General features: G+C 58.5%; 3 protein-coding genes. All 3 read right to left on the bottom strand.

Annotated elements, in window-relative coordinates; genetic code table 11:
* Positions 1 to 213: 213 nt before the first annotated feature.
* Positions 214 to 534 carry a YhbY family RNA-binding protein gene (locus tag R6U20_RS02220; protein WP_410336240.1) on the bottom strand — a complete coding sequence of 107 codons (321 nt, stop codon included), beginning with the start codon at positions 532 to 534 and terminating at the stop codon, positions 214 to 216.
* Positions 535 to 684: 150 nt separating this feature from the next.
* On the bottom strand, positions 685 to 2,052 hold the full coding sequence (locus R6U20_RS02215) for a hypothetical protein (RefSeq protein ID WP_410336239.1): 1,368 nt from the start codon (positions 2,050 to 2,052) through the stop codon (positions 685 to 687).
* Positions 2,053 to 2,197: 145 nt separating this feature from the next.
* On the bottom strand, positions 2,198 to 3,127 hold a 930-nt coding region (locus tag R6U20_RS02210), incomplete at its 5' end, for a glycine betaine ABC transporter substrate-binding protein (RefSeq protein ID WP_410336238.1).

The raw sequence follows: 3,127 nt of genomic DNA, 5'->3' as shown, positions 1-3,127 counted from the left end.
AGCACGCCGAACCATCTCCTCGACGCTCAGCGGGGCTATAGGCGATTGAACGGCCCTGCCCACCGTGGTGGAGATCTTTATTCACCGCGTTCATCAGTCGCTTCGCTCGTGTCAGGACTCCGCGTCTCCTTGGCGTTTAGCAGGAACTTTTCGGGACGGCACGGCACACGTATCTATCTTGGTTTAACCTACAGAATGACCTGTGACAGAGTACTACGGCAGCTCCAGCTCAGGTTTTTCGGGGAACGGGCGGTACAGAATCATGATGCTTCCGATGACCTGGACCACGTGGACGGGCGACTCGTCGGTGTCGAGGCGGGCCAGCAGGTCATCGCTTAGTGCGTGGACTTCGTTGGGCGAGGCGCCGAGCGTTTTTACCTTGAGCAGCTCGCGGGTGTTGAAGGCTTCCTTGACCGCAGTGACAACGGCGTTGGTGAGTCCGCTGTCGCCAATGCGAACCACCGGGTCAAGATCGTGCGAGGCCCCGCGTAAGTAGGCACGTTGCTTGGACGAGAGCGAAGGCGTATCAGACATAAGATTGGGTGTTGGAGTAAAAAGAAGCTGGGAAGATGAAGCGATGTGCGCATGCGAAGATCCACGCTGCGCATCCCTCCATAAAAAAATACAGCGCTGCCTTGCACGTGGCACGGCAGCGCTGCATCTGTGTGTGTGGCGCATGGGGCGTTAGAAGTAGAGCCCAATGTTTACGTTAAAGGCGGTGCGCCATTCGTTGTCATTGTTTTCGGCCATCACGCTGGCGAAGTTGGCACCTGGGTGGTTGAAGGGATGCCCCTTGCTGATGTTGAGGTCCGTGTACACAAACAGCGGACCAGCGGTGGTCAGAAAGCCGATGTCGTGGGTCGCGTTGTCGTTCCACGAGTCGACGTTCTTGTTTGTCGCCAGGCTGAAGTCGTAGTACGGCTTAATCTGCGAGATAGGGCCTACGTCCACCGGGAAACGATACGACAGGCTCGACGAGTAGACGGTGTGCTCTGCGGCCACGCGCTGTGGGAAGTTATACGCGCCCATCACTACAAAGTCATCTGCGGCGTAGTCGACATCCGACTGCTCTGCAAATGCCTGGCGTTCACCGTCCGCCAGTGGTGGGTTAAGTTCCTGCTGGGCAAATTGCAGCTTAGCCTCAAAGCCGTCGTAGCGTCCCTGCAAGTGAAGTGCATAAGCGGCATGCCAGTCCGTGGCTCCGGTCGCTTCGTTCAGGAGCTGGCCTCGTTGCCCAGATGCACCGATCTTCGTGGACCCGAGGTCGCCGTGGTCGAAGGTGTAGGCTGCCTTCACGTTGAACTGGTGAGCTTCAGAGATCGGGCTCCGGTTCTCGTTGCCGCCTGGCACAACCGTGTAGCCTCCAACCCCCTCGACATCGTTGGCATCTCCATCGTCTCCAAAGGCAGGAAAGGAAGTCACGGGCACCACATCGTAAGAGTAGCGTCCGAAGTTGCTACCGGCGAAGAAGTCCGTCTGCTCGGCGTTCATGTAGTAGGCGCCCTGGATGTCCCAGTTGCCAGGGGTAAACATGGCCTTCACGCCAGCGTCGTAATCATCTTCAAGGCCGACATAGTAGGTCGAGTTAAAGAACCAGCTGCTGGAGGCGTACGGCTGGATGCCGAATGGCACCTGACTGACACCCACCTGGAACTGGCGGCTTTCGTTAAACTGATAGCCAACCCATCCCTTCTGCAGGAAGACCCCCCCGAAGGATTCTGGGTAGACAGCCAGTTCGCTATCGAAAATCAGGCCACCGTACGAGCCGTCTGCGCCGATGCGGAAGGTATCGAAGGTAAACCCGCCGTCGCCAAGAACCTTATCGGCGGTTTCACCGCCATACGAACGAAAGAGCGCGTTAAAGCGCAGCGAGCCGGTGATGTTGACGTCGAGGCTCGGTTCATCGTCGTCTTGCGTAACGGATGTTGAGGCTTCAGCAGTGGCATCTTCAGCTGCTGGGGCGGCACCGTCGTCGGTGGACTGTGCAGTGGCCAGCGGAGCCATCAGGAGGCTGAGGCAGAGTGCACTCAGGAGGGTAACGTATCGAGTCATAAAGAGGGAAAGGTTGGGGAACAGAATACTACGTGGTGTGCACCGCAACGCTGCGGTGCAAGTGGGATGTTCAGGCAAAGGAACGGCCTCTGCGCTGAATCTTGCAGGTAAGCAAGTATGCAACAGAGGCCGTTCAGAAGGTCAGCTATTCGGCGGATGCAGTAGCCGATGCATCCGTATCGTCGGGAATCCAGCTGGAGACCGTTTCGGGGTGGTTTTCAATCCACTCTTGGGCCGCCTCGTACGGATCGTCAGTATCCGCGTCGGGACGGAACGGCTGCATGAGCGCGTTCAACTCTTCGTTGTTGACCTTCACATTGTCGAAGAACTGGACTACGCGTTCGGGAAACTCTTCCTCGAAGTCGGTGCGCGCTACAGCGAAGATGTCTTCCGGCTCGCCGAATACGTCAGACTCGCCGGTTTGGGCGCCCTCGATATAACGCAGGTCGTAGCGGCCCCACTTCCAGTGCGGCTGCCAGCCGGTGACGACAATGGGCTCTTCGTTTTGGATGGAGCTTTGCAGCTCAGACCAGGTGGCGGGTCCGCTGGAAGCGAGCACCTCGAAGCCTTCGATCTCGTTTTCCGCCAGGACGTCGCGCGTCTGCTGGTTGACCGTAGCCCCCGACTCGATGCCGTGGATGCGCCCGTCTAGCGCTTCGCGGTGGTCGGGCAGGTCCTCCACGCTTTCAATGTCGCTGTAGGCGGGTACGGCAAGCCCCACGGTGGTGCGGTCGTACCACTGCCCAATTTTTTGCAGGTCGCCTTCATGCTCTTCCCACGAGGTGCTGTGTGTGGTAGGAAGCCAGGCTTCGACAAACACATCGGCTCCGCCCGAGGCAACCGACGTGAAGGCCGTACCGCCGCCGGTGACCTCGCTCATCTGCTCTACGTTCATGTCGAGGCTATCTTGGAGCACCTCGTGCATGACGTGGGCCATGGCGATGCCTTCTACCCAGTTTACGTAGACCAGGCTGATATCGCTTTCTGCGCCGTCGGTGCCAGTATCGGATGAACCGCATCCGGCCAGCAGCAGTCCGCTAATGCCAAGAAGCACCGCAGCAACAGCGGTTGCAAA

Source organism: Longimonas sp., from assembly GCF_046498435.1.
Lineage (GTDB): Bacteria > Bacteroidota > Rhodothermia > Rhodothermales > Salinibacteraceae > Longimonas.
This window is presented reverse-complemented; position numbering and strand designations above follow the sequence as displayed.